Source organism: Bacillus vallismortis, assembly GCF_040784915.1.
In the GTDB taxonomy this organism is placed as follows: domain Bacteria; phylum Bacillota; class Bacilli; order Bacillales; family Bacillaceae; genus Bacillus; species Bacillus subtilis_G.
Window position 1 is genome coordinate 2,791,957 of record NZ_CP160797.1, and the last position, 24,637, is coordinate 2,816,593.

General features: G+C 45.0%; 23 protein-coding genes, 1 other RNA gene and 1 other annotated feature. Of the genes, 4 read left to right on the forward strand and 20 right to left on the reverse strand.

Features of this window, described 5'->3' with window-relative positions; all coding sequences use genetic code 11:
• Window positions 1-73: 73 nt before the first annotated feature.
• From ssrS to ABZM97_RS13770, 4 genes are all read right to left on the reverse strand, one after another.
• Window positions 74-266: non-coding RNA, 6S RNA (gene ssrS, locus ABZM97_RS13755), on the reverse strand.
• A 60-nt stretch (window positions 267-326) separates the two neighbouring features.
• Complete coding sequence (aspS, locus tag ABZM97_RS13760; RefSeq protein WP_289347784.1) at window positions 327-2,105, reverse strand: aspartate--tRNA ligase; 1,779 nt, start codon at window positions 2,103-2,105, stop codon at window positions 327-329.
• Window positions 2,106-2,118: 13 nt separating this feature from the next.
• Window positions 2,119-3,393 carry a histidine--tRNA ligase gene (gene hisS, locus ABZM97_RS13765; RefSeq protein WP_087992275.1) on the reverse strand — a complete coding sequence of 425 codons (1,275 nt, stop codon included), beginning with the start codon at window positions 3,391-3,393 and terminating at the stop codon, window positions 2,119-2,121.
• A gap of 90 nt (window positions 3,394-3,483) precedes the next feature.
• Window positions 3,484-3,715: a binding site (T-box leader), on the reverse strand.
• 60 nt (window positions 3,716-3,775) lie between these two features.
• Entirely contained in the window at window positions 3,776-3,946 is a 171-nt protein-coding gene (locus ABZM97_RS13770; protein WP_087992276.1) for a YrzK family protein, read from the reverse strand.
• 132 nt (window positions 3,947-4,078) lie between these two features.
• Between ABZM97_RS13770 and ABZM97_RS13775 the strand changes: the two genes are divergently transcribed.
• Together ABZM97_RS13775 and ABZM97_RS13780 are read left to right on the forward strand one after the other, a co-directional pair.
• A complete protein-coding gene (locus tag ABZM97_RS13775; protein WP_367386883.1) occupies window positions 4,079-5,632 on the forward strand; it encodes an SH3 domain-containing protein in 1,554 nt (517 codons plus the stop codon).
• Between the two features lie 123 nt (window positions 5,633-5,755).
• Window positions 5,756-7,108, forward strand: a complete 1,353-nt coding sequence (locus ABZM97_RS13780) for an IS1182 family transposase (protein WP_367386884.1) — start codon at window positions 5,756-5,758, stop codon at window positions 7,106-7,108.
• Window positions 7,109-7,234: 126 nt separating this feature from the next.
• Here the strand turns inward: ABZM97_RS13780 and dtd are convergent, their stop codons facing one another.
• From dtd to comN, 8 genes are all read right to left on the reverse strand, one after another.
• Window positions 7,235-7,675, reverse strand: coding sequence for a D-aminoacyl-tRNA deacylase (dtd, locus tag ABZM97_RS13785; protein ID WP_087992278.1), 441 nt, complete (start codon window positions 7,673-7,675; stop codon window positions 7,235-7,237).
• A gap of 12 nt (window positions 7,676-7,687) precedes the next feature.
• Window positions 7,688-9,892, reverse strand: a complete 2,205-nt coding sequence (gene relA, locus ABZM97_RS13790; protein ID WP_087992279.1) for a GTP diphosphokinase — start codon at window positions 9,890-9,892, stop codon at window positions 7,688-7,690.
• Window positions 9,893-10,059: 167 nt separating this feature from the next.
• The gene (locus ABZM97_RS13795) at window positions 10,060-10,572 is read right to left on the reverse strand and encodes an adenine phosphoribosyltransferase (protein ID WP_087992280.1); all 513 of its coding nucleotides are present in this window, start codon (window positions 10,570-10,572) and stop codon (window positions 10,060-10,062) included.
• A 5-nt stretch (window positions 10,573-10,577) separates the two neighbouring features.
• Window positions 10,578-12,938, reverse strand: a complete 2,361-nt coding sequence (gene recJ, locus ABZM97_RS13800) for a single-stranded-DNA-specific exonuclease RecJ (RefSeq protein ID WP_087992281.1) — start codon at window positions 12,936-12,938, stop codon at window positions 10,578-10,580.
• 66 nt (window positions 12,939-13,004) lie between these two features.
• A complete protein-coding gene (locus ABZM97_RS13805) occupies window positions 13,005-13,337 on the reverse strand; it encodes a lipopolysaccharide assembly LapA domain-containing protein (RefSeq protein ID WP_087992282.1) in 333 nt (110 codons plus the stop codon).
• 76 nt (window positions 13,338-13,413) lie between these two features.
• Window positions 13,414-13,911, reverse strand: a complete 498-nt coding sequence (locus ABZM97_RS13810; protein ID WP_367386885.1) for a cation:proton antiporter regulatory subunit — start codon at window positions 13,909-13,911, stop codon at window positions 13,414-13,416.
• 159 nt (window positions 13,912-14,070) lie between these two features.
• Window positions 14,071-16,284 carry a protein translocase subunit SecDF gene (secDF, locus tag ABZM97_RS13815; protein WP_367386886.1) on the reverse strand — a complete coding sequence of 738 codons (2,214 nt, stop codon included), beginning with the start codon at window positions 16,282-16,284 and terminating at the stop codon, window positions 14,071-14,073.
• A 38-nt stretch (window positions 16,285-16,322) separates the two neighbouring features.
• Entirely contained in the window at window positions 16,323-16,619 is a 297-nt protein-coding gene (gene comN, locus ABZM97_RS13820) for a post-transcriptional regulator ComN (RefSeq protein ID WP_087992285.1), read from the reverse strand.
• Window positions 16,620-16,734: 115 nt separating this feature from the next.
• Between comN and spoVB the strand changes: the two genes are divergently transcribed.
• A complete protein-coding gene (spoVB, locus tag ABZM97_RS13825; protein WP_367386887.1) occupies window positions 16,735-18,291 on the forward strand; it encodes a stage V sporulation protein B in 1,557 nt (518 codons plus the stop codon).
• A 3-nt stretch (window positions 18,292-18,294) separates the two neighbouring features.
• On the opposite strand, the gene ABZM97_RS13830 is transcribed toward spoVB, so the two are convergent.
• Window positions 18,295-18,951, reverse strand: a complete 657-nt coding sequence (locus ABZM97_RS13830; RefSeq protein ID WP_202327062.1) for a DUF421 domain-containing protein — start codon at window positions 18,949-18,951, stop codon at window positions 18,295-18,297.
• 197 nt (window positions 18,952-19,148) lie between these two features.
• Here ABZM97_RS13830 and ABZM97_RS13835 point away from each other — a divergent pair, with 197 nt between their 5' ends.
• Complete coding sequence (locus ABZM97_RS13835; protein WP_176365292.1) at window positions 19,149-19,538, forward strand: TIGR04086 family membrane protein; 390 nt, start codon at window positions 19,149-19,151, stop codon at window positions 19,536-19,538.
• Between the two features lie 53 nt (window positions 19,539-19,591).
• Here the strand turns inward: ABZM97_RS13835 and yajC are convergent, their stop codons facing one another.
• From yajC to ABZM97_RS13870, 7 genes are all read right to left on the reverse strand, one after another.
• On the reverse strand, window positions 19,592-19,858 hold the full coding sequence (yajC, locus tag ABZM97_RS13840; protein ID WP_087992289.1) for a preprotein translocase subunit YajC: 267 nt from the start codon (window positions 19,856-19,858) through the stop codon (window positions 19,592-19,594).
• A 40-nt stretch (window positions 19,859-19,898) separates the two neighbouring features.
• The gene (gene tgt / locus ABZM97_RS13845) at window positions 19,899-21,044 is read right to left on the reverse strand and encodes a tRNA guanosine(34) transglycosylase Tgt (RefSeq protein WP_087992290.1); all 1,146 of its coding nucleotides are present in this window, start codon (window positions 21,042-21,044) and stop codon (window positions 19,899-19,901) included.
• A gap of 26 nt (window positions 21,045-21,070) precedes the next feature.
• Window positions 21,071-22,099 carry a tRNA preQ1(34) S-adenosylmethionine ribosyltransferase-isomerase QueA gene (gene queA / locus ABZM97_RS13850; RefSeq protein WP_202327060.1) on the reverse strand — a complete coding sequence of 343 codons (1,029 nt, stop codon included), beginning with the start codon at window positions 22,097-22,099 and terminating at the stop codon, window positions 21,071-21,073.
• Window positions 22,100-22,128: 29 nt separating this feature from the next.
• Window positions 22,129-22,329 (reverse strand): DUF2905 domain-containing protein, encoded by a 201-nt coding sequence (locus ABZM97_RS13855; RefSeq protein ID WP_087992292.1) that lies wholly within the window; start codon window positions 22,327-22,329, stop codon window positions 22,129-22,131.
• Window positions 22,322-23,326 carry a Holliday junction branch migration DNA helicase RuvB gene (gene ruvB, locus ABZM97_RS13860; RefSeq protein ID WP_072183425.1) on the reverse strand — a complete coding sequence of 335 codons (1,005 nt, stop codon included), beginning with the start codon at window positions 23,324-23,326 and terminating at the stop codon, window positions 22,322-22,324. The genes ABZM97_RS13855 and ruvB overlap by 8 nt, the downstream gene beginning before the upstream one ends.
• 10 nt (window positions 23,327-23,336) lie before the next feature.
• On the reverse strand, window positions 23,337-23,942 hold the full coding sequence (gene ruvA, locus ABZM97_RS13865) for a Holliday junction branch migration protein RuvA (RefSeq protein WP_087992293.1): 606 nt from the start codon (window positions 23,940-23,942) through the stop codon (window positions 23,337-23,339).
• A 138-nt stretch (window positions 23,943-24,080) separates the two neighbouring features.
• Window positions 24,081-24,593, reverse strand: coding sequence for an intercompartmental signaling factor BofC (locus tag ABZM97_RS13870; protein ID WP_087992294.1), 513 nt, complete (start codon window positions 24,591-24,593; stop codon window positions 24,081-24,083).
• Between the last annotated feature and the right edge of the window lie 44 nt (window positions 24,594-24,637).

A 24,637-nucleotide genomic window follows, 5' to 3' on the forward strand; every position in this document is an offset into this window, starting at 1 on the left:
TCCACATTCGTATTCTGGTTTCATCTATTAAATGGCTGAATCATGTGCAGCCGTTTTTTCTGCGCACAAAAAATAAAGTCCCAATAGTGCCGTTGCAGCTTTCCTTTGTTTTGAACCCGCTCTCAGCAGGTGGGTGCCCTCTTTCAAATCTTGTAAGTCCTCTTTACCGAATGAAAAGAGGCATGTACGCCATTTAAAAATACGGGCTCCCAAATCAAAAAAATGTTCGGTCAAAACTAGGTGTACAACTAACACATCAGGACTTTATTTAACTTGTCAAAATCATATCATAGACGATTTTGATTTTCAAGAATCGAACTGCTCATTCAGCTCTTTACTTTTTTCTTGATAGAAAGGTGAAGCTCGTCCAGTTGGGCGTCGCTTACTTCGCCTGGCGCTTCTGTCATCAGGCAGCTTGCACTTGCCGTTTTCGGGAATGCAATCGTATCTCTTAGGTTCGTACGTCCTGCGAGAAGCATGACGAGACGGTCTAAGCCAAGCGCGATTCCGCCGTGCGGAGGAGCGCCGTAATCAAATGCTTCAAGTAAGAACCCGAACTGCTCAGCCGCTTCTTCTTGTGAGAAGCCAAGAAGCGCAAACATTTTTTCCTGAATGTCCTTTTCGAAAATACGGATTGAGCCTCCGCCAAGCTCATAGCCGTTTAAGACGAGGTCATAGGCTTGTGCTTTCATGTCTTCAGGCGCTGTTTCAATCAGTTCAAGGTCTTCACGGACAGGCATTGTGAACGGATGGTGGGCTGCGTAAAAACGGCCTTCCTCCGGATCATGCTCTAAAAGCGGCCAGTCGATAACCCATAAGAAATTGAACAGGTTTTCGTCAATCAGTCCGCGTTCTTTCCCAAGCTTTAAGCGCAGGGCGCCGAGCGATGCGGCAACCACTTCGAATTTATCCGCTCCGAACAGCAGCAAATCACCTTCAGCAGCATCAAGCGCCTCAATCAGCTTGGACTGCTTGTCTTCATCAAAGAATTTGGCGATCGGGCCTTTCACTCCGTCTGCCTCAACTTTCACCCAAGCAAGTCCTTTTGCCCCGTAGTTTGCAGCAAAAGCGCCAAGAGCGTCAATATCTTTTCTGGAGTAATCGACCGCTCCGCCTTTTACGTTGATTGCTTTTACCACGCCGCCGTTTGCCACAGCAGATGAGAATACTTTAAACTCTGTATCCTTCACAATGTCAGACACATCTGTCAAAAGCATATCAAATCGAGTATCCGGTTTATCAGAACCATAACTGTTCATCGCCTCATCATACGTCATTCGAGGAAGAGGAAGCTTGAGCTCCACACCTTTTGTTTCGCGCATAATCTTTGCCATCATATCCTCAGCCAATGACATAATATCTTCCTGGCTCATAAAGGACATTTCAATATCAATTTGCGTAAACTCAGGCTGGCGGTCCGCACGCAAGTCTTCATCTCGGAAACAGCGGGCAATTTGATAATAGCGTTCAATGCCTGACACCATCAGAAGCTGTTTAAATAGCTGCGGAGACTGAGGCAGCGCATAGAACTCACCTTCATGCACTCGGCTCGGCACCAAGTAGTCACGGGCGCCTTCAGGTGTGCTTCCTGTTAAAATCGGCGTTTCAATATCAAGAAATCCTTTTTCATCTAAAAAGCTGCGGACAGCTTTCGTCACGTTATGGCGCAGCTGCATCGTTTGGAACATAGCCGGTCTGCGCAAATCCAAGTAACGGTGTTTTAAACGGACGTCCTCTGATACGTCTTCCGCTTGATCTGAAATCGCAAATGGAGGTGTCTTTGCAGCATTTAATACGTTCACTCCATCAGCGTGAATTTCGATCGCGCCTGTTTTCAAATTCTGATTGACTGTTCCCTCTTCACGCGCCACTACTTTCCCTTGAATATCAAGCACGTATTCGTTTCGGATGCCTTCCGCGATAGCAAGCGCTTCTTTTGACACATCAGGGTTAAAAACGACCTGAACAATTCCCGTACGGTCGCGCAAGTCAATAAAAATCAATCCGCCGAGGTCCCGTCTTTTTTGGACCCAGCCTTTCAGCGTTACAGATTCACCAATTGCTTTTTCAGTTATTTCGCCGCAATAATATGTTCTTCCAAACAATAGATTCCACTCCTTATCCCTTTTGGTTTGCCTTCATCACATGTATCAATTCATCAAGTGCCACTTCAATCTGTTCGCCCGTCTGTGCATCCTTAACATTGATTTTATTTTGGGCTAGCTCATCTTCACCCAAAATCGCAATAAATCTGGCATTCAGGCGGTCAGCTGTTTTGAACTGGCCTTTCATTTTCTTATTTTCATAATCGATTTCGCTGGAGATTCCTGCTTCTCTCAGTTTGTACACCAATGAAACAGAATAATCCTTTGCTTTCTCGCCGAGCGTGACGACATAGCAATCGATTCCCTGATCGACAGGCAGTTCTCTTTTTTCAGCATCAATGGCGGCAAGCAGGCGTTCAATGCTCATCGCAAACCCGATGCCCGGCGCTTCAGGCCCGCCGATCTGTTCGACCAAACCATCGTAGCGTCCGCCGCCGGCAAGAGTTGTAATCGCGCCAAACCCCTCCGCATTGCTCATGATTTCAAATGCGGTGTGGTTGTAATAATCCAGCCCTCTCACAAGATTAGGATCAATTTCATACGCAATGCCAAGATCGTTTAAGTATTGCTTTACTTTCTCAAAATAAGCGGCTGATTCTTCATTTAAATATGTCAAAATCGAAGGTGCTGATTTCATCAGTTCATGATCGCGGTCTTTTTTGCAGTCCAAGATTCTGAGCGGGTTTGTGTGCAGACGTGACTGGCAGTCTGAACAAAACTCTTCGATGCGAGGCTCAAAATGTTTCACGAGCGCTTCTCTGTAGCTTTTGCGGCTTTCTTGGTCGCCGAGACTGTTTATGACAAGCTTGACGTTTTGCAAACCTGCTTTTTGATAAATACTCATCGCAAGCGCCATGACTTCGGCATCAATCGCAGGGTCACTCGAGCCTATTGCTTCAATTCCAAACTGATAGAACTGGCGGTACCGGCCCGTCTGCGGACGTTCATAACGGAACATCGGCCCGACATAATAAAGCTTTGTCGGCTGGACAGGATTTGCAAATAGCTTATTTTCATTAAAAGCGCGAACCGCTGCAGCTGTTCCTTCTGGTCGAAGCGTCAGGCTTCTGCCTTTGCGGTCCTGGAAGGTATACATTTCTTTTTGTACGATATCTGTAGACTCTCCGACACCTCTGGCAAATAGTTCTGTATGCTCAAAAATCGGTGTGCGGATTTCTTTATATTGATAAGTGCGGCAAGTGTCTCTCATAATTTGTTCAACAAACTGCCAGCGATCTGATTCTCCGGGCAGAATATCCTGTGTTCCTCTTGGAATGTTATATCCCATATGTAGACCTCCTTATGTATCCCTTATAAAAATATACAATGATCGTTAATGATGAAAATAAAAAAACTCCCGCCCCTACTATACATGTATAGTAGGGACGAGAGTTATACCCGTGGTGCCACCCTAGTTGGAATATGTTCATATTCCCGCTCGATCCTTTAACGCAGGTTCACGTTCACTGCCTAATGACGGGATTAACGCGTTCAGCAGGAAACCTCCGGAGTGTTGTTTCGAGAAAGACGCAATGGGATCCGCTTTCAGCCTGGGGCGGTTCCTCTCTAGCCATGCAATCTGACCTACTCTTCTCCATTATTGGTTCAAATCTTTCATCATTTTGCTATGTACTCAATTTCTATTATAATAATGGGATTGAGGTTCTCTGTCAAGCTTTATTCCGGTTGTTTTTCCTTATCGCTGCTTCTTTGGACATAAGACCAAATTCAGATGCCGTTTCAGTAAGATAACCAGTCGTATCAGGTTCAGCGTGATCGCTGTAATGCAGATTTGCTTCACCGTCGTGAAACGCGCGGCCCATTTTTGGATGATATTTCATGATTTGCACACCTTTTTGATTGTATTTACGCCTAGTATAAACAAATCATTTTATTTTTATTTAAAAATCAGAAAGGACTTTACGATATTAAGCAAGAAAGCTTTTTTTATGATCATCTGAAAGGAGGACACAATGAGCAAGAAATACTTTGTTCTTATTGTATGTATTATCGTCGCGGGGGCGCTTTTCCCGCCTTTTTCTTCCGTTACAGCCGCTCAGGGAGAAGCGGTCATCGCAACAGATGAAATGAACGTCAGAAGCGGCCCGGGGCTTAGCTACGGGATTACAGCGAAAGTAAAAAAGGGAGAGCATTACCCGATTTTAAAAGAAGAAGGAGACTGGGTGCAGATACAGCTTGGTTCCGGAGACAAAGGATGGGTGGTGTCATGGCTTATTACAAAAGAAGATCAGGGCAGCTCAAGCTCTTCGGAAAGCAGTGATACTGTTACATCAACAGATCCAGATCTGCGAATGAGAACCGGACCGGGCACTTCATACGACGTCATCGGCAAATTCCCGCAAGGCAGCCAAGCGTCTGTCATTGATAAAGATTCGGGCTGGATCAAGATATCCTATCAAAACGCCACCGGATGGGTGTCATCTGAATATGTCACGTCAAGCGGCAGCAGTTCAGTATCTGATGGGAATGATCAAACCGAATCTCCCGATGCATCAACGAGCACGGTCGGTGTTTCCTCACTAAATGTAAGAGCCTCCGCCTCACATGACGCGGCGATTATAACGAAACTGGATCGCGGAACGAAAGTGACGATTCTCAACGAGAAAAATGGCTGGGCTCACATCGAAGTGAACGGGTTGAAAGGCTGGGTTGCAAGCCATTACCTTTTGACTAGTTCTGATCCAGCTGAAGATTCAGCAAATGCCGGCAGCTCCTCCTCCGCTAAAAAAGCCTATATCGTCTACGGAGGAACGAATGTAAGAAGTGATGCGTCAACATCATCTTCGATCGTAGAACGTGCTGCCAAAGGCGATTCCTATCCGATAACCGGTTCAAAGGGCAGCTGGTATGAGATAAAGCTTGATAACGGACAGACTGCTTATGTCGCCAACTGGGTGGTCCAAACGTCTAAAAGTGCGGAAGAGTCAGGAGAACCGCCTGTCGCTGATTCCCCGTCCGGAAACGGCTCTCTGAACAATAAAACGATTATTGTTGACCCGGGACACGGAGGAAAAGACAGCGGAACGATCGGCTACTCGGGTAAATTCGAGAAAAACCTGACGATTAAAACAGCAAAACTGCTCGCCGGCAAACTTAGATCGGCTGGAGCAGATGTGTATGTGACACGCCAGGATGATACCTTTGTCAGCTTACAGTCACGGGTCTCTACGTCTCACTATCGCAACGCTGACGCCTTTATCAGCATTCATTATGACAGCTATGCGGATGCTTCCACGAGAGGCAGCACCGCTTACTACTATAGCCCTGCCAAAGATCAGGGACTGGCGTCAGATGTACATTCTGAAGTGGTGAAGCGTTCTTCCATTCCTGACCGCGGCGTGTTATTCGGAGATTATTATGTGCTTCGGGAAAACAGACAGCCCGCTATGCTGTATGAGCTGGGATATGTAAGCCATCCGCAGGAAGAGGCCATCGTACATAGCAGCTCTTACCAAGAAAAAGTAACAGACGGTATCGAGAGCGGATTGGAGAAATATTTCCAATGAAAAAAGCTGCCTTTTGGCAGCTTCAGGCTGTCGAGAAAATCTCGACAGCCTTTATTTTTCCTTAAAATATCCATTCCTCTGTAATAAAATAAAAGAAAGACTAAAAAGGACGGTGTCTTTCTTATGTTCCACACAAGAAATTCTTCTCAAAACGCAGCCGAATTTGTTCTTCTCGATCAACTCGTCGAAGAGGATCATTTGCTTCGAAAAATTGATCAACACATTGACTTCTCTTTTATCATTGAAAAGGTGAAGCCTTACTACAGCGAAAACAAAGGCCGCCCCTCACTCGACCCGCTGATTTTATTCAAAATGATGTTTATCGGCTACCTCTACGGTATCCGTTCAGAAAGACAGCTTGAAAAAGAAATTTACTACAATATGGCGTACAGATGGTTTCTCGGATTGAACATCAACGACCCAGTTCCGCACCACTCCACTATCAGCTGGAACAGACGCACACGCTTTAAAGATACAACCATCTTCCAAGACATTTTTGACGAGATCGTTCTTCAGGCCATCAATCATGACATGGTGGGCGGACGTGTCCTATTTACCGATTCCACTCATCTGAAAGCCAATGCCAACAAGCACAAATACACAAGGAAAACGATTGAACAGGATACACAAAGCTATATCAAAGATTTAAATGAAGCCATCCAGGAAGATCGGGAGGAACACGGAAAAAAGCCATTACCGGCCAAAGAGGAGGTGAAAGCTGAAAAAGAGATCCGCCACAGCACCACTGATCCGGAAAGTGGATATATGTATCGTGAAAACAAACCGGAGGGTTTCTTTTACTTAGATCACCGAACAACGGATATGAAACATAACATTATCACCGACGCCTATGTCACGCCTGGAAATATCCATAATTCTGTGCCTTATCTTGACCGATTAGACCACCAAATTGCACGATTTAATTTTGAAGTAGAAGCCGTCGCTCTTGATTCTGGTTATTTAACGACTCCGATCTGTAAAGGACTAGCCGATCGCCATATTTTTGGCGTTATTGCCCATAGACGATATCACCCTACTAGGGGCTTGTTTCCAAAATGGAAGTTTCATTATGACAGTGAAAAAGACAGTTACATTTGCCCGAACCAGCAGGTACTTACATACTCAACAACTGACCGAAAAGGCTACCGGTCATATAAATCAAATCCTGAAACCTGTTCCGCATGCCCATTGCTTGAGCAATGCACAAGATCAAAGAACCGCCAGAAGGTCATCACCCGGCATGTATGGGAAGACCACAAAGAAAAGGTCAGACAAAATCGCTTATCTGTTTCAGGAAAAACCCTCTATAAAAAAAGAAAAGAAAAAATAGAGCGAAGCTTTGCAGATTCAAAACAGCTGCATGGGCTTCGCTATTGCAGGTTGAGAGGAAAACGGAATGTGAGTGAACAAGTTCTCCTCACAGCCGCATGCCAGAACATGAAGAAGATTGCCACATACCTAGCCAAGCAGGGCTAGGTATGTGGGAGCTCTTTTTCTGCTTTTGAAATCAGCTGAATATCTAAAGAAACATTACAAAACAAAAAAGCTTGTAGAAAAAACATCGTTTTCTCTACAAGCTGAAGCTGCCTTTTGGCAGCTTTTTTATTTTGAATCCATCATGAGCGTGACCGGTCCTGAGTTTGTAAGCTGAACATCCATCATCGCTCCAAACATTCCGGTCTCCACTTTGATTCCTTTTTCACGAAGCAGGTCGTTCCATTTTTCATAGAGACCTAAAGCTTTATCAGGTTTTGCGGCGTTCATGTAGTTCGGCCGGCGCCCTTTTTTCGTATCTCCGTAAAGCGTAAACTGTGAGACGGATAAAATCTCTCCTCCTATATCTAAAAGAGACAGATTCATTTTCCCTTCACTGTCATCGAATATACGAAGATGAACCATTTTATCGGCCAAATAAGCTGCATCCTCTTCTGTATCATCGTGAGTGATGCCGACCAGCACCATGATGCCTTGTCCAATTTGACCGACAACCTCTTCATTCACTGTTACGCTTGCTTCAGTTACTCGCTGAACAACTAATCTCATTTTCTAACCCCTTTAGTTCATGACGCGGCGCACAGAATAGATATCTCTTATCTGTTTAATACGCTCGACGACTTTGTGCAAGTGATTGATGTTCTGAATAAAAATCGCCATATGAATAGTTGCCACTTTATTGCGATCCGATTTGCCAGAAACAGATGAGATATTTGTTTTCGTTTCATTCACTGCCTGAAGCACCTCGTTCAGCAATCCGCGGCGGTCATACCCAAGAATCTCTATCTCAACATTATATTCCTTGCGCTTTTGAACCTGCGACTCATGTTCCCACTCTACCGGAATCAGCCGCTCCAGGGCTTCATTCGTTTTGACATTCGGGCAATCTTCACGATGGACCGAAACCCCTCTGCCTTTTGTGATAAATCCGACAATATCGTCACCCGGTACAGGATTGCAGCATTTTGATAAACGGACAAGAAGATTGTCGATCCCCTTGACGCGAACGCCCGCTTCCCGTTTCCTGCCTTGCGGGTACGGCTTAGATTCCGCAGTGACTTCCTGAACGCTCTTTTCCTGTTCTTCCTGATCGCGCTGCTTTCTCTCTTTTTCCGTCAGGCGGTTTGCGACCTGCAAGGCTGTAATGCCGTTATAGCCGACCGCTGCGTACATATCCTCTTCATTTGAGAAGTTAAACTTGTCAGCAACCTTCTGGATATTCTCCGGCGTTAAGACATCCTTCACTTCAAAATCCAGATTCTTAATTTCTTTTTCTACCAGTTCACGACCTTTTTCGACATTTTCTTCGCGCCGCTGTTTCTTAAAGAATTGACGGATCTTATGCTTCGCCTGGGAGGTTTGGGCAAGCTTCACCCAATCCTGGCTCGGACCATAGGAGTGCTTAGACGTCAGAATTTCAACGATATCACCTGTCCGAAGCTTATGATCCAGCGTTACCATTTTTCCGTTTACTTTGGCACCGATTGTTTTATTGCCGATTTCAGAGTGAATCCGGTAAGAAAAATCAATCGGAACAGAACCGGACGGAAGCTCGATTACATCTCCTTTCGGTGTAAAGACATACACCATGTCAGAAAACAAATCGATTTTGAGCGATTCCATAAATTCTTCAGCATCTGTTGATTCATTTTGGAATTCTAAAATTTCACGGAACCAAGAAAGCTTTTTCTCAAAGGTTGCGCCTTCGGTGGCCGCTTTCCCTTCTTTATAAGCCCAGTGAGCCGCAACTCCGTATTCCGCAATTTCATGCATTTCAAAGGTGCGGATCTGCACCTCCAGCGGATCGCCTTTAGGCCCGATAACCGTTGTATGAAGCGATTGATACATATTCGGCTTCGGCATTGCGATATAATCTTTGAATCTGCCGGGCATCGGTTTCCAGCATGTGTGAATGATGCCGAGCACCGCGTAGCAGTCCTTTATGCTATTCACAAGAATGCGGACAGCCAATAAATCGTAAATTTCGTTAAATTGCTTATTTTGCAGCACCATTTTGCGATAAATGCTGTAAATATGTTTCGGACGTCCCGAGAAGTCAGCTTTGATGTGCACTTCTTCGACACGTTTCTTCACTTCATCGACTACCTCTTCGACATAAAGCTCACGTTCTGCGCGTTTCTTCTTCATGAGGTTGACAATTCTGTAATATTGCTGAGGATTCAAATAACGGAGCGCCGTGTCTTCCAATTCCCACTTAATTTTGGAAATCCCGAGTCGATGCGCCAAAGGCGCAAAAATCTCCAGCGTTTCATTGGAAATTCTCCGCTGTTTTTCCTGAGGGAGATGTTTCAGCGTCCGCATATTGTGAAGACGATCCGCCAGCTTGATCAGTATGACCCGGATATCTTGAGCCATAGCGACAAACATTTTGCGATGATTTTCCGCCTGCTGTTCCTCTTGAGATTTATATTTAATTTTGCCGAGCTTCGTTACGCCGTCCACAAGCATTGCCACTTCTTCGGAAAATGCTTCTTTCAGGTCATCAAGCGTCACATCTGTATCTTCCACGACATCGTGAAGAAATCCGCCCGCGATTGTGGAAGGATCCATTTCAAGATCCACGAGAATTCCCGCAACCTGAATCGGATGAATAATATATGGCTCGCCCGATTTGCGGTATTGCTCGCGATGAGCATCCTCAGCGTACAGATATGCTTTTTCGACAAATGCGATATGCTCATCAGATAAATAGCTGCGCGCTTTATCAATAACTTGCTCGGCAGTCAATACTTGTTCGTTCGCCATGGAATCACCTTTTTTAGAATGTAAACTGTATTGTAGTTTATTATCAAGAAAAAAACGAAAGATGTAAAGAGCAGAAGTTCAAATCGCCAAATATTATATAAAATAAATGCAAAACAATAGGAAAAAAGCACCCTGACATGGAGTGCTTTTTCGTTATGCGATTATCCTTAGTATTTCATCAATGTTAACATGTCATAATCTTTAAGCTTTTCTCTGCCGTCAAGGTAAGAAAGCTCGATTAAGAAAGCGATACCAGCAACCACGCCGCCAAGTTCTTCAACAAGTTTGATTGTGGCTTCAATTGTGCCGCCTGTCGCAAGCAGGTCATCTGTAATGAGCACACGCTGACCCGGTTTAATCGCATCTTTATGGATCGTTAATACGTCTTTTCCGTATTCCAAGCCGTAATCCACTTTAACCACTTCACGAGGCAACTTGCCTTCTTTGCGGACCGGCGCAAAACCTACGCCAAGCACGTAAGCAACGGGACAGCCGATAATAAAGCCGCGCGCTTCAGGGCCGACGACCAAATCAATTTGTTTTTCTTTCGCATATTCAACAATTTGGTCTGTGGCATAGCGGTATACATCGCCTTTATCCATCAATGTCGTAATATCTTTAAATTGCACGCCCTCTTTCGGGTAATCCGGTACAATTGTTACGTATTGTTTTAAATCCATCTGTTTTATGTCCTCCTCGTACTTTCATAAGCCTCTGAATCTTGTTTCATCAGCTTATTCAGCCATTCCTTCAGCTCTTCAGCAGAAGAATAATTCAGCTTTTGATCCAATTCCATCAGCTGCTTCTTCGCCTGATAGGTTTGTGAGTCTGTTAAGTCGCGTTTCTTGACTCCGCTAATCACAGACAGCACACCATTCTCTATTTTAACAAAACCGAGATCAAAAAACACCTTTGTCATGAAATTGATTGTTTCAACGGACCAGCCCTTATGTCTCGCAAGCTCTGAGCCGTGTTGTTTCACGTCAAAAGAACCTCTTTTCAGAAGAAACCCATAATACCATTTAAAGTGGTCTCTTGCTGGAAAAGCTGATAAAAAGTGATCCTCTTGATTAAGAAAAATAAAATATATCCGCTCAGGCATCTTGCCTTCCAGCAAATGTGCGAGCATGTCCAACGAAGGCGGCGGATCCAGTAATACAATATAAGCACCATCGAGATCTAACGCCTTCGCCTGATCTTCAGAACTGATGACGTGCACTTCACGGCGAAGATCTTCAGTCTGAAGAAGTGTTGTTGAGTCTTCTTTGAAAGAGACAATGGCCCGTTTAGCAGATGGAAGGGCAGAAACTGTGTCTTCCCACATCCGTTTCCCCCTTAAATCAAACAGCTGCCATTCAGAAACAGCGGCATCCTTAATCATAAGCTGCGGTTTTTTTCTATTGTTCCATTCGTTGATAGACATCTCACCGACAATTGAAATTCTTGAGCCGCGGACGATGCCTTCTTCAAGCTCACCTTTATTAAAACCGACGCAATCAAGCTGAGATGACTCGTTTCTGACCGTCATTTTGACATGATTTTTATTTGCTCCAATCTTCCGGACATCTTCCAGCACAGCGTTTTCTACGAGAACGTGCGGTTTCGGGTTTAGCATGCCAAAGGGGGACAGCAGGTTCATTTCTGTAATGCTATCAACCGTAATGTCCTCGACACCGCAGACGAGATCGACTTCCTGTACAGGAATAAAATCCTCTTCCGTAAGCGTATTGTCCGCTATTTGATTCAGCCTGTTTCGCAAATCCGGCACATCTTCGGCATTCAGCGTCATCCCCGCCGCCATTGGATGGCCGCCGAAATGAGGAAGAATATCTCTGCATTCAGAAAGGCTTTCGAATAAATTAAAACCCCTGATGCTCCGGGCCGAACCTTTAGCGATCCCTTTTTCTTCATCAATGCCAAGCACAATGGCCGGGCGGTAGAAACGGTCCACAAGCTTTGAAGCCACAATTCCGACGACTCCTGGATTCCATCCGGCTTTGGCCACGACGATTGCAGTTTGATCGAGGCTTTGCTGTTCAACCATTTCAATCGCTTCATCCGTCATTTTACTGACCATCTTTTGGCGCTCTTTGTTCAGCTGGTCAATTTCAGCGGCAAGCTCTCCCGCTTCAAACGAATCCTCTGTCATGAGCAAATGAACAGCGGGATCCGCCTGTTCAATTCTTCCGACGGCATTCAGCCTTGGTGCAAGCTGGAACCCGACTGTTTCTTCGTTCGCTTCTCCGATGTCTCCGCCTGACAGCTTGATCAGCTCTTTTAAGCCCAGCCGATTCGTCCGACGAAGCCTTTCAAGTCCCAGTGTTGCAATTAATCTGTTTTCGTCATGCAACGGGACTAGATCGGCAATGGTGCCGATTGCCGCCAGGTCAAGCAATTCATCTGGGAGTTCGCCCAATAAAGCGTGGGCAAGCTTAAACGCGACTCCGACTCCGGCCAGTTCTTTAAACGGGTAGGTGCAGCCCGGCTGCTTCGGGTGGACGATCGCGTAAACATCCGGAAGTTCCGGTCCCGGCTCATGGTGATCTGTAATGATGACATCCAGTCCGAGTTCCTTTGCCACCTTTGCTTCATGTACAGCGGCAATTCCTGTATCAACCGTAATAATCAGAGAGAAGCCCCGTTCCTTAATCGAACGAAATGCCTGTTCATTAGGGCCGTAGCCTTCTTTAAAGCGGTCAGGTATATAAAAATCAACTTGAGCCGACAGCTTTTGCAGTGTGTGCAGCATCACTGACGTACTGGTAACTCCATCGGCATCATAATCGCCATATATCATAATCTGTTCTTGTTGTGATATCGCCTGTTTTATTCGCTCTGCCGCTTCTTTCATGCCCTTCATTTCAAAAGGATCATTAAAATCGGCATCCTTTGTATGTAAAAACAGCCTTGCGCTTTCTGCTGTATCAAAGCCTCTTTTTACAAGCAGGGACGCAACAAGAGGTGTTATATGCAATTGTTCTGTGAGTGATTTGACCTTATCCTGATCTGGTCGCTGGATTTCCCATCGCATTTTTGACGCTAACATAAATTCACCCCTCAACCACCCTATTATACTAGAGCAGGCTGAGGGGTTTCAAATATTATTCGAAAACTAGTCTTTTTTCTCAAGTCTGGCTGATGCATCCTGTGTGTCATTCAGGTCAGCATGCAACGCATCCTCTTGTTTATGTATCGTTCCTTGTACAGTTTTCTTTTCTTTCCGCAGCGCTTTTATTTCCCGCTTTAGTTTCATCACCTGAAAAACGCCGGCAGAAAATACGATCAGCGCGCCCATTAGAACTGAGCCCAAAATAACTAAAATAAGCGGCCACTCCGATCTGCCAAACAGGTAATCAACTTCTACCGATCTTACATTAATAACTGCAAAAATAGCGACAATTAAGGTAAAAATAAGTGCGAAAATAATGGTCCATTGTTTATTCATTCTCTTCCTCCAAAACTTCAGAATATTAGGTAACTTTCCCTGTCAAGGCTTGTTTTAAACATGGCTTGACACTAGGTCAAGCCTCATTTGCGGTTAATTTTTCCCGGATCAACCTCTTCAATCCGTTTCCCTCACCGGAAATCACAAGGGTATCTCCCTCATCAATAACTATTTCCGATCCCGGATTCAATTGTTTTTCCTGATTCTTCTTAATGATCGCAATGACAGTCACATGATATTCCTGTCCTGCGTTCAAATCACCAATTGTATGATGAATGGCAGGCGCTCCCGCCTCTGCTTTACACCACTCTATGATTAAATCATTAAGGGCTGCCTCGACGCTTTCTAATGCTTTCGGTTTATATGCCATTCCGCCGAGAATGGCAGAAATTTGCCTGGCTTCAGCATCGTCAAATTGCACGGTGGCCACACATTCTTCATGATCATTTTCGTCAAAATAGTACAACTCTCTCCGGCCGTCATGATGAATGATAATTGAAATTTTATCGCAGTTTCTAGTGATGATTTCAACTTTATGCCCTATGCCCGGCAGCACTGATTCACGAACCCTCATAGATAAACCCTCCCACATATCTGAAAACCAGCCACAAATACTCTTAACACCATTTATATGTTTAAATGTAAGCGCATGTCATTATAGCAAATGTCTATTTTAAGTTCAATGAAACTTCAAAAAAACAAGCTGCCCTGCAAAGGACAGCCTGACATTTTTTTATTGCACCGAATCTTTTTTCAGTTCTTTCCCTTTCCATACAAGCCAAATTTGTGCGGCGATATAGAGGGATGAATATACACCTGTTAACAGCCCGATTAACAGTGCGACTGAGAAGTTTGTAATAGAGGCCGCTCCAAAGATCAACAGCGCCACTACAACAATAACTACAGTCAGTACAGTATTAACTGAACGAGTAAAGGTTTGCTGCAGGCTTAGATTTACGATATGGTTCAGGTCAGCAAACGTTTTCGGCTTACGTTTTTTCATATGCTCGCGAATCCTGTCAAATGTAACAATTGTATCGTTTATCGAATAACCGATAATCGTCAGGACGGCGGCAATAAACGTCACATCTACTTCCAGCCTTGTAATGCTGAAAATGGTGAGGATGAAGAAAGCGTCGTATAACAGTGAAGCAATAGCAGCAATCGCCATTTTGTATTCAAACCGGATCGAAACGTAAATAATGATACCGATAGAAGCGATCGCGACTGCGTACAGAGCACTTCTTGCCAGCTCTTTACCGACTGTCGGTGAAACTGTGCTGACATTCGGCTCTGTTCCGTATTTGTCTTTGAAATACGTTTTTACTTTGGCAATCGTTTCTTTATCTGGGACCCCGACAAAACGCGCAACCCCAATATTGCTCTTGTCACCAGAAAGAACAACTGTATCAGGGTCCATGCCAAGTGATGCAAAATCTTTCTCCACCTGCTCTGTCGTCAGCTTATGGTCGCTTTGCACTTCAATTCGTGCGCCGCTTGCAAAATCAATGCCCAGATTCAGCTTAAACACAAGCAGAATGATAATCCCTATAACAGTGATGGCACTGGATAATATGAGGAAAAATTTACGTTTGCTTGTGAAATCCCATTTTTGGAACGGCGTATACGGCTCGGTATTTTCATCTGTATGCTGAATATCCATGATATGTTTCTTTTTGACGCCGAACCAGCCTTTTTTCCGATCAAACCATCTGCTCTCCACAAGAAGCGACAGCAAAAATCTAGATAAGAAAACCGCTGTGATAAAGCTTGTTAAAATCGACAGAATCAGCATTGTCGCAAACCCTTTTACAGAGCTTGTCCCAAAGATGAAAAGCACAACGGCGGCAATAATTGTTGTAATATTCGCGTCAAGAATCGTCGCGAATGACCGTCTGTTTCCTGAACGGAAGGCAGAGCGGACTGACTTTCCTAGCTTAAGTTCCTCTTTAATCCGTTCATAGGTGATGATATTCGCATCAACAGCCATCCCGACACCTAATATCAGCGCGGCAATTCCCGGAAGTGTGAGTACAGCGTTCATCCAGTCAAAGACCTGGAGAGTAATATAGATGTAAACTGACAGCGTAATCACCGCAATAAATCCAGGCAGACGATAATAGAAAAGCATAAATAAGAAAATAATTGCGATTCCGATAATGCCTGCAAACACCGTATCCTGCAGCGCCTGCTGTCCAAATTGCGCGCCTACTGATGTTGAATATTTTTCAGTCAGTTTTACAGGAAGCGCGCCGGCGTTTAAAATGCTGGCTAAATCTTTCGCTTCTTGAGCTGTGAAATGCCCTTCAATTTTTACATTAGTTGTATTTAGCTCCTGACTTACATTTGGAGCGGATACATAATTAGGATGCTCTTTTTGAACTTCTTTCTTAAAAGAATCGCCTTTTTCGTAATCCAGCCAAATGACAAGCTGGTTGTTTGGCGCCATGTTCATGACCTTTTTGGTCACTTCGCCAAATTTGTCAGCGTCTTTCAGTTTGATGGTGACAATCGGCTCATTTGTTGTGCCGTCATATGTTTGCTTAGCCCCGTTTCCGACGAGGTCAGCACCGTTCAGCAGTTCCTTATCATTTGCATCTCTGAAAGAAAGCTGCGCTTCAGTGGCCAAGATTTCACGTGCTCTGTTTTGGTTTGTCACCCCAGCGAGCTGAACGCGAATCCGGTTATTTCCTTCAATTTGAATGTTCGGTTCACTGACGCCAAGAACATTTGCCCTCCGGTTCAACGCCTCTACTGTGCTGACCAGAACGTCTTTTGTGATTTTGTCACCTTTTTTTACGGGCTGTACATCATACAGCACCTCAAATCCGCCTTGCAAATCCAATCCTAACGTAATATTGTTAGCGGCAGGCTTCGTAAAGTAGCCCAAGCCCGTGCCGATCAATAAAACGAGAAGGAAAAACGCAATCAAGCGTCCTTTTTTCATTATGTATATCCTCCCTTAAACCTATGTGAATCAGCCTGCTATCTCAGCAGTTCTTCCAATGCTTCCTGGCCTTCTTCACTTCCCAGCCAATTAGACGTTTTAAATGACTCGACGGTTGCATAGTTCATAAATTCGCCAATTTTCACTGATAAAATATCGCTCGTCAGTTCATAAATGTGCAGTTCCGTTTTCTTTTTCCACTTCTTATGTGTTAAGTATGACCACAAACTTTCGAGTTCAACATCATCATACCCGAGAATCTTAAACTCTTCCAGTTTGCTGTAAAGAAACGGCCTGACGTGGTCTTTATATAGATCGGCGGGATGCTTCTCCATGAATTCCACGCTCCTTTTTTATTGTTTTTCAAGAAGACTTGTCATGCTTGGACGATATATACGCATATCTTTATTGTATATGATTACAGGCAGTTTGAGAAGGCAGGGGGTAAAAATGGCGAAACAGACGTTTTTAAGGGGCACTCTTATCCTGATCGCAGCAGGAATGGTTACAAGAATGCTCGGGTTTGTCAACCGGGTGGTTATCGCCCGTGTTATCGGTGAAGAAGGAGTCGGGCTTTACATGATGGCGGCGCCTACCTTCTTCTTGGCCACTACATTAACTCAATTCGGTCTGCCGGTCGCAATCAGCAAGCTTGTCGCTGAAGCAAGCGCGCGCGGGGATCATCAAAAAACAAAAAATATTTTAGTCATGTCTCTGACCATCACAGGAGTGCTCAGCCTGATCTTTACACCGCTGTTTCTGTTTTTCGCTCCGGTTATGGCGGAAACGATGCTGACAGATAAGAGAACACTGTATCCGCTCCTGGCCATTACGCCGGTTGTGCCGATTATTGCCATATCGAGTGTGCTGAGGGGATACTTTCAAGGAAAACAGAATATGAACCCGCTTGCCGTGTCACAAGTTCTTGAACAGGTCGTCCGCATTTCACTTGTCGCTGTATGCACGACGATTTTTCTCCCTTACGGAATTGAATATGCCGCAGCGGGAGCAATGATATCCTCCGTCGCAGGTGAACTGGCGTCACTTCTTTATTTGTTCATTTGCTTTAAGTATAAAAAGACAATTAAAATCAGAAAGCATTTTTTCCAGTCAATTAAAAACGGAACACAAACCTTTACCCAATTAATGAGCGTGTCCCTTCCAACGACCGGAAGCCGGTTTATCGGCAACCTCTCTTGGTTCTTCGAGCCGATTGTCGTCGCTCAAAGTCTTGCCATCGCCGGTGTGGCAACAGTTGCCGCCACGAAGCAATACGGGGAACTGACCGGCTTTGCCATGACGCTGCTGACCCTGCCCAGCTTTATTACATATTCTTTGTCGACTGCACTTGTTCCTGCGATCAGTGAAGGAATGGAGCAGAAAAAACTGCAGGTGGTGGAATACCGGCTGGAACAGGCTATGCGTCTATGCCTGCTCAGCGGAGGCATTGCGGTTGTCATTTTATATGTTTTTGCGGATGAGCTGATGAGGGTGATGTATGGTTCCTCAGGCGCAGCTGTATTTATAAAAGTCATGGCCCCGTTTTTTCTGCTTTATTATTTCCAGGGCCCTCTTCAAGCTGTGCTGCAGGCGCTTAATTTAGCGGGTGCTGCGATGATGAACAGCTTAATCGGAGCACTTGTCAAAACAGGCCTAATTTTCGTCCTTGCCACCAGACCGTCTCTCGGCATCATGGGCGCGGCATTAGCGATCGTAACAGGCATGGTGCTCGTTACGCTTTTGCACGCGGCAACAGTCAGTAAGGTGCTGCCGATCAGTATCAAAATCAAGGAGTATGCACTCAGTTTCGCTGTGATTGCGATATGCGGATTCATCAGCTCCGCCATCAAACAATATGTCACCTTTGGAGCGTCCGAGGTTGTGAATGTCGCCGGATGGATTGCGACGAGTGCTGCTGTCTATATCATCCTCCTGCTTGTATTCCGTTTAATTAAAAAAGATGAGCTTCGCCGTATTCCTATTATCGGACGTCTGATTGTCCGATAAAGATTACGTGCGGGGCCCATCTTTTTCATCAATAAATAATTCTCCGTCAGTAAACGAGCAAAATGAAATGTTTGAAGGATTTGTATATCCGTGTTTTCTTAATTTTTCAAGCAGCCATTGTTTATCTTTACCGATTCTTGATAGGTTTTCTGTTTGAATAGAACCGTCTATAATGAGCGGTATTTCGAGCTGCCGATGCTCCCCGCTGTTTTCTTTCTTTACAACAGTCAGTTTACCTGACGGCTCTAAAATGGCAAATGATACATCAGCTACTCTGTCGATATTATTTTCTCTGAGCTGAACCATTAAATCATCAAAATTATAACGCTGTGATTTCATGGCGTTTTCGTCAATTTTTCCATATTTGATAATAATGGTCGGCTTGCCGTCCAGAAGCTGGCGGATTTTTCGGTTTTTTAAAGAAAAGTATGCGAATGTCACTTGAATGATCATTAAAACAAGCATTGGCAAAATGGTGTGAAATAGATGATCTTCTACGTTTTCTATAGCTAAAACGGCAATTTCAGCCATCATAATAAAAACAACGAGGTCTAAAATGCTAAGCTCCCCGATCTCCCGTTTGCCCATGAAACGAAAAATGACCAATATCACAAAATACAATATGATTGTGCGAAACGTAATAGTGAGAAGCTCTTCCATCATACACCTCCAACTCATCATAGGATGCAACAAAACGGACAATTTATGTAAGATGAATGGATCGTATTTCATAAAGCTTTTACGTCTAATTCATGGGGCAAGGGAATACATTTTTACAAAGACGAGCCATCAGCATGTCTGACGGCTTTGTTCAAAAAGAACAGAAGCCTTTTAATACAGGCAGAGAGGAGACATTCATGGAGGAAACGAAACAAGTTGGAAAAGGCATTCTTTACGGCTTAATCGCCATTTTTTCAGCTATGCTCCTGACGAGCTTAGCCGTTTCACTTTTACTGACGGCAACCTCGCTGGAAGAGTCATCATTCAACTGGCTGATCACTGCCATCTCATTTCTTTCTTTATTCATCGGCGGGTTTATTTCAGGAGGAAAAGGGAAGGAAAGAGGCTGGATGATCGGGGCATTGACTGCCTTGAGCTTTTCTATGATTATTTTATTGTTTCAGTATTTAGGATTCGGAAAAACATTTACAGCGGAACAGCTGCTCTACCATCTGGGATTTTTAGGGGTATGCATGCTGGGCGGGATTTTCGGCGTGAACATGAGGGGAAACAGGTCTTCCACATAAAAAAGAGCGGAATCATCCGCTCTTTTTTTGTTTGCTATGTACAGCTCCTGCTGTTATTCAGCAGCAGAAACTTCTCTGATCGCGCGGCGGTCGAACGTAAGACGTGTGTTTTCACCAGTCTTAACGACGACTTTGCTTTCGTCGATAGAGTCAACAGTACCGTGCAATCCCCCGATTGTCACTACTGAATCGCCTTTTTTCAGTTCCTCCTGCATTCGGCGTACTGCCTTTTGCTGTTTTTGCTGAGGACGAATCAGCAAGAAGTAAAGGACCGCAAACATTAAAATAATAGGAACCAATGTGCCTAAAGTGCCTGTCATGATTTTCACCCCTTTCTGTAAGCCTGTGATTTATTTTTATTTAGAAGCTTTTCGCATTTGGCTTGTTGTAGCCGTAACGCTCAAAGAACTCTTCTCTGAAATCACCCAGACGATCCTCACGAATAGCCTGTCTTACCTGCACCATTAAGTGTAACAGAAAATGAAGGTTATGGTAAGTTGTTAATCGAAGGCCAAATGTTTCGTTGCAGCGGATCAAATGTCTGATATACGCGCGAGTGTAGTTTTTACATGTATAACAATCACACTCTTCATCAATCGGACGGAAATCTCTTTCGAATTTCGCATTTTTCATATTGAGACGGCCTTCAGCTGTAAACACCGTACCGTTTCTAGCAATCCGCGTAGGCAGCACACAGTCAAACATGTCGACCCCGCGGATCGCTCCGTCGATCAGCGCGTCCGGAGAACCGACTCCCATCAGATATCTCGGTTTATCCTTCGGCAAGAGCGGTGTTGTAAACTCGAGCACACGATTCATGACATCCTTCGGTTCACCGACAGATAATCCGCCTATAGCATATCCCGGGAAATCAAGAGAAATCAAGTCCTTCGCGCTTTGCGTGCGCAAATCTTCATATTCTCCGCCTTGCACAATGCCAAACAGCCCCTGTTCGTCCTGACGGGTGTGGGCATTGAGGCAGCGTTCCGCCCAGCGGCTTGTCCGCTCAACTGAGCGCTTCATATAATCGTACTCTGCCGGATATGGCGGGCATTCGTCAAACGCCATCATAATATCGGAGCCGAGTGCGTTTTGGATCTCCATCGCTTTTTCCGGAGATAAAAACAGCTTGTCTCCATTTAAGTGATTGCGGAAATGGACGCCCTCTTCCTCTATATTACGAAACTTGCTTAAAGAAAAGACCTGAAAACCGCCTGAATCTGTTAAAATCGCGCGGTCCCAGTTCATAAATTTATGGAGCCCGCCCGCTTCTTTGACAATATCTTGACCCGGGCGGAGCCATAGGTGATACGTGTTGCTTAAAATGATGCCCGCATCCATTGATTTAAGCTCTTCAGGCGACATCGTTTTGACTGTCGCCAGTGTGCCGACCGGCATAAAAACAGGCGTTTCAAAGGAGCCATGAGGCGTATGCACTTTGCCCAGCCGCGCCCCTGTTTGTTTGCATTCTTTTATAAATTCATAGCGTATTGGTTGTTCAGCCACTTTTGATGAGGCCTCCTGTTCTCGAATTATAGGATCAGCATCGCGTCTCCGAAGCTGAAGAAACGGTATTCCTCTTCCACCGCATGGTTATAGGCGCGCAGAACGTTTTCTCTTCCCGCAAGCGCGCTGACCAGCATAATCAATGATGATTTCGGCAAATGGAAGTTTGTAATCATTCCGTCAATGGCTTTAAATTCATAGCCCGGATAAATGAAGATAGATGTCCAGCCGCTTGATGCTTTAAATTGCCCGTCATGCTCCCCGGCAATCGTTTCAAGCGTGCGGGTCGAAGTCGTACCGACAGAAATGATCCGGCCGCCATTTCCCCTTACTTTGTTTAAGACCGCAGCCGTGTCTTCTGACATTTGATAAAACTCCGCATGCATATTATGCTCTTCCACGTCATCGGCACTCACAGGGCGAAACGTTCCAAGGCCTACGTGCAGTGTGATGAACTCAATTTGCACACCTTTGTCTTTCAATTGCTGTAAGATTTCTTCGGTGAAGTGAAGGCCTGCTGTAGGCGCAGCGGCAGAGCCAATTTCTTTTGAAAACACTGTTTGGTAGCGCTCTCTGTCATCAAGCTGTTCTTTGATATATGGCGGGAGCGGCATCTCTCCAAGAGATTCCAGCACCTCGTAGAAAATGCCTTCATAGTGAAATTCCACTTTTCTGCCGCCATGCTCAAGCTCTTCCGTGCAGACTGCCTTTAACCTTCCGTCTCCAAACGTCACTACGGTTCCTTTTTTCACCCGTTTCGCCGGTTTGACAAGCGTCTCCCACTTGTCACCAGCTTCTTGTTTGAGCAAAAGAAGTTCCACTTTCGCGCCGGTATCCTCTTTTGTTCCGAATAACCGCGCCGGCAGCACACGGGTATTGTTCAGCACAAGACAATCTCCTTCTTTAAAGAAGCTGATAATGTGTTTAAACGAGCTGTCAGTCAGCTCTCCTGTATGTTTATCAAGCACCATAAGCCTTGAAGCATCGCGCTGCTCCAACGGCACTTGTGCAATTAAACGTTCCGGTAGTTCAAAATCAAATAAATCGACTTTCATGATGATTTCACCTTTATTCTAGTCTTTTGTTATTTCATTCTGCCGAAAAGATTAAGCAAAATTGATAATACCACACTTATGATGATACAAGTGACAACCGGGAAGAAAAACGTGACATTTCCCTTTTTCACAAAAATATCTCCCGGCATCTTGCCGACAAAATGCAATACTGCTCCGATGATAAGCAAAACAGCACCAAGAATCATAATGATCTTAGGGAATTCAATCATATCGTGGAGCCTCCATTTGGAAATGATGATACACGGCCGGTGTCACGATCCTTCCACGCGGCGTTCTTTGGATAAAACCGATTTGCAGCAGATACGGTTCGTATACGTCTTCAATCGTATGAGGTTCTTCACCGATAGTGGCTGAAATGGTGTCAAGACCCACCGGGCCTCCATTAAACTTTTCGATCATACCCATTAGCAGCTTGTGATCAATATGATCCAAACCGAGGCGGTCAACCTGAAGCCGTTCCAGCGCATCCTGTGAAATCTCTTCCGTGATCCGGCTGTCACCCAGCACCTGGGCGAAATCGCGGACTCTCCTCAGCAGGCGGTTCGCTACGCGGGGCGTACCTCTCGATCTCCTCGCAATTTCAAGAGCTGACGGATTATCAATTTCAACCTCGAATACATCAGCGGTTCTTGTGACGATATCCGCCAGCTCTTCTTGCGTATAGTACTCAAGGCGCGACATCACGCCGAACCGATCTCTTAACGGCGCCGTCAAAAGCCCTACCCTCGTCGTTGCGCCTACCAGCGTAAAAGGAGGCAAGTCGAGCCGAACCGAGCGGGCAGAGGGGCCTTTTCCAATCACAATATCCAGACAAAAGTCCTCCATCGCCGGATACAGCACCTCTTCTATCGATCTGTGCAGCCTATGTATTTCATCAATAAATAATACATCACCCGGTTCTAGCGCCGTTAATATGGCAGCCAAATCACCAGGTCTTTCAATCGCGGGCCCTGATGTCGTCCGCAATTCCACTCCCATTTCATTGGCAACGATGGAAGCAAGCGTGGTTTTCCCGAGTCCGGGCGGCCCGTACAGAAGAACATGATCCAGCGTCTCCTGTCTCATTTTCGCCGCATCTATAAACACACGCAAATTTTCTTTCACCTTATGCTGTCCGATATACTGCGCCAGATTTTGCGGCCTCAAACTTTGCTCTATCACTGATTCATGGTTGTCTGCTTCACTTGAGACGAGCCGTTCATCCATGAACATCACCTTACTTCAATAGTTTTTGTAATGCTTTTTTTACATATTGGTCTGTTGTCAGCCCTACTTCTTCTTTTAAGTGAGGAAGCACCTTTTTGATTTCTTTTTCAGCATATCCTAGAACCCTGAGGGCCTCAAGCGCTTCTTCGAGAGCAGTTTCTGCTGTTTGCTTTTCAAGCCTTTCTTCATGATTAAACAGATTTTCAATCATTTCAGGCACAACATCAGCGAGCTTTCCTTTTAAATCAAGAATAATCTGGCGCGCAGTTTTCTTTCCTACACCAGGAAACTTGACCAAAAAGGCTTCATCCTCACTTTCAATTGCTTGGATAACCGCTCCCGGATCACCTGAGCCTAAAATAGCGAGTGCCCCTTTTGGACCGATTCCGGTCACGTTTAACAGCTTTGTAAAGAGCGCCTTCTCCTCCCTTGTTGAAAAACCGTAGAGCGAAAAAGCATCCTCTCTGATATGGTGGTACGTAAAAATCGTTTCTTGGTTTCTCTCCTTATATATAAACGGATTCGGCGTGAAAATCTGATAGCCAATGCCGCCGTTCTCTATCACAATATATTGGGGAGATACATAATCAATCGTCCCTTTAACAAATTCAATCACGCAAATTCACCTCTTTGACTGTTCTTCATTGTACCATAAAAACAGCCAAACTCTTATAGAAAAGTTAACATACGTTCGCTTCTCTCTCATTCTTCCACGAAAAAAAAGACATGAATACATGTCTTCAATCAGCGGACGTCACCCGCTGTATGTCTTCATATGTTCTATGACGTCCTCAAACTCCGCTTTTGTCCGAAATGGAATGCCTCTCAGCAGATTTTTTTGCATATGGCTTTCCAGCCTTTCTAAATCAATTTGAAAAAAAGACTGAATCGGTTCGGAAGCTGACTCGGGCCGCCCATGAAAAGTGGAAATCACGCCATTATCCGATACACCGATATACCCGTTCACCTTGCTGAGCGGAGAAATATCGTCCATTTGCTTCCGGAAGAGCACATATCCCTTACTTTGTTCGACAAGCGTCCAGCCGGTATAAGCTGCCCAAAACTCATCCATAGAAAGCACTTTTTCACGCTTATGCTCAATGCTGACATCTCCGTCCAAATACACTTTTTCAAGCTGCACATGCACCTGCAGCGGTTCATAGTGCTCCACTTCCGCCCCTAGCGCGTGGGGCGGAGCACCTAATAGAAATGCTGCGGCTGAGCAAAGAATGCCCAGCAAAAGATACGCCGTGCTGAATCGTTTCACCCTCTACACCTCTTTGCACACGTTTATGACTAGTTTGACCAAAG